2 protein-coding genes and 1 pseudogene are annotated in these 2,641 nt (G+C 41.3%); 2 read left to right on the top strand and 1 reads right to left on the bottom strand.

Translation table 11 applies throughout. The features are described 5' to 3' along the window. Positions 1–134 precede the first annotated feature (134 nt). A complete protein-coding gene (locus V7K27_RS20435) occupies positions 135–317 on the top strand; it encodes a hypothetical protein (protein WP_334949914.1) in 183 nt (60 codons plus the stop codon). Positions 318–921: 604 nt separating this feature from the next. Continuing rightward, the gene (locus V7K27_RS20430) at positions 922–2,067 is read left to right on the top strand and encodes an alkaline phosphatase family protein (protein ID WP_334949913.1); all 1,146 of its coding nucleotides are present in this window, start codon (positions 922–924) and stop codon (positions 2,065–2,067) included. Positions 2,068–2,298: 231 nt separating this feature from the next. Here the strand turns inward: V7K27_RS20430 and V7K27_RS20425 are convergent. After that, positions 2,299–2,641, bottom strand: a pseudogene (locus tag V7K27_RS20425) (glutathione S-transferase); the annotation flags it as partial.

The following is a 2,641-nucleotide window of genomic DNA, read 5'->3' as shown; positions in this document are numbered from 1 at the left end:
GTTATGGATTTAGAAATTTTGAAAATTTTAGAGTTAGATGTTTATTAAATTGGCATTTTATTTATTAGTTTGGCATAATAAGTACTGAAGAGCCAGAATTACTTAATACCCTAACGAGTGATGAACAGTGGGGGGTGATACTGGAGTTTGAGGATGTTGACCCGGACAAATTTGCTCAACTGGTGACAGATGCGCCCGATTGGGTGGAGTGGATCGCTCTGCTTGCGGCTGGCGATCGCAAGAAGGCGGACGAAACAGCGCCATCGCTCAAAAGAAGAGATGGGCAATACAATTATTCCTTTTGGCAAGAGTGGTGAGCGTCGAGGCGTGATACTGGAGTTTGAGAATGTGGAGATGACAAATTTGCCCAACTGCTTGTCGATGCGCCGTAGTGGACCATTCGTGAGAGGTTAAAATCAGATACCATTTGTCAATAAGCAATAGTACTTAAAATATTGCCAAAATCGGGGTTAGAAACAGAATTTTTGATCGGGCGATGCCGTTCGTGGAGCGTCTCGTAGAGAAGGCGGGCGTAGATGCAGCGTCATCTTGATACGCATCATTTATTCTTAACCCCTAATGTCAGTACAAGGGTTAACTTAATACCTCGTCTATTTCAAATTTTAAGCATAATTTCTAATTGACAAAAGTAAGATTATTTTAACCTCTCACCGATGGTAGTGGACTGAGTGGATGGACTAAGAAAGCTGAGGTTGGTATAGACCAGTTTACTTTCACTCAAGAGAGAAAATGCTTCAAAGTTTGACAGTTCACGCCATACTGGTTGGCGAGACAATCGGTGCTGCCAGATGTAAACCGTTTTGCCACGGATATATGGGGCAGTTTCGGTAGTTGACCCATTCTTTTTCTATTGATCCGACAAATCATTCGACATATACTTAACATTTATACTCAGTATCTATGTCATTACACCCTAGACTTCAAACAATTCTTCATCATATTTACTTATTGAGCTTGAGCCTCACACTCAGTAGTTGCTTATCCAACTCACAAAAATCCAGTCAATCAGCTACTAACCCACCGCAAGTAGTTGAAAATACAGCAGCAGTAGTTTCAACTCCTACACCAGACGACAAAGCCATCCCTAAATATGACCATATCTTTGTGATTGTTGAAGAAAACAAATCCTACGACCAAATTATTGGCAATCCCAATGCACCCATGATCAATCAACTGGCCAAAACCTATGGTTTAGCTAGTAACTTCTATGGCGAAGTACATCCCAGCGAAGCTAACTATGTTGCCATTTTAAGCGGTAGTACTTTTGGTATTCATGATGATGATGCTTTCTATTGCTTTGCTAATAGTAATCAGCAATTTTGCCACAACTCTCGTCAACCTGACTATGCCAACCATACCATTACCTCTTTTAGCTTAATCGACCAATTGTCACAAAAGGGGCTGACTTGGAAAGGGTATTTTGAAGATATTCCTTCTCCAGGCTCTAAGTCCGTTGTCGCTCCCAGTCTCAATCGTGCATTATATGCGGTCAAACATAATGGTTTTCTGAACTTTAAAAAAGTGCAAGATGACCCAAACTTAGCCAGTAAAATAGTCGGGATTGATCAACTTACTACCGACCTGAACAGTGGTAAAATTCCCAACTACAGCCACATCATCTTCAACCAATGTCATGAAATGCATGGTTTAGCAGAGTGTCCCCAATTGCAAAAACTGATTCAAACTGGCGACATGATAATTGGAAAAGTTGTTAATCAAATCACTACTTCTAAGTTGTGGGCTGGGTCTGGCAATAATGCGATTATTATTACTTGGGATGAAGATAGTAATCCTCCTGACAAAGCCAAAATTCAAGGTTGCTGTGGTTTTGACCCTGATAGTAACGCTAACTTTGGTGGCGGTCACATTGCGACGATTGTGATTACTAATCACGCATCACGAGGCGTTGTAGATAACACACCCTATAATCACTACTCATTGCTACGAACTACTGAAGATGCTTTTGGCATCTATGAATACTTAAACTCTGCTAATGACACAACTAAAGGAGTTAAGCCGATGACCAATCTCTTTGTGAAAAAATAATCAAGATATAATCTACTACACCAACTCTTTCAGCATTCACAATCTCATAACTGCCTGGTAGTTTCATTGTTGATCTGTAATTTGATAAATAAGCACAATTTCATAGATCATGCGGGGAGCAACGCGAAAAAGTGAGATCATCGTGAAAAGAGCAATCTTTAGCTGTTCTTAAGCAGGGCGAGTGAAAAGAAAACTTTAGTATTTTTTACGACCGTGATGGCTGCGGTAATCCTACTTGATGACAAAGTTAGACGGGTCTTGATCTCGTCGATGCTTAGTGGGAATGGGGGCTGGCTGTCCATCACCTGCAAGGGCTGCGGTTTTTTCCAGGGATTCTCTCAATCGCTTGGCTGCGTAGATAGACATATCTCGCGGTACATTAATGCGATCACGCAAATATCGTAGACCAACATCAGATCCCGATGGAGGTACACAGTCTTCACCTGTCATCATCTGTGTTAAAGCACAACGTAGCGCTTGATCAAACAATTTATCATCTAAGGGGTTGACTCGGATAATATTGATCCGGTGTTCGATAGTTCGTTGAAGAGCTTCCATGCGGGAGTTTTCCGGT

Source organism: Nostoc sp. (assembly GCF_036919575.1).
In the GTDB taxonomy this organism is placed as follows: Bacteria; Cyanobacteriota; Cyanobacteriia; order Cyanobacteriales; family Nostocaceae; genus Nostoc.
The sequence above is the reverse complement of the archived record's forward strand: the minus strand, read 5'-3'. Positions and strand labels throughout refer to the sequence as shown.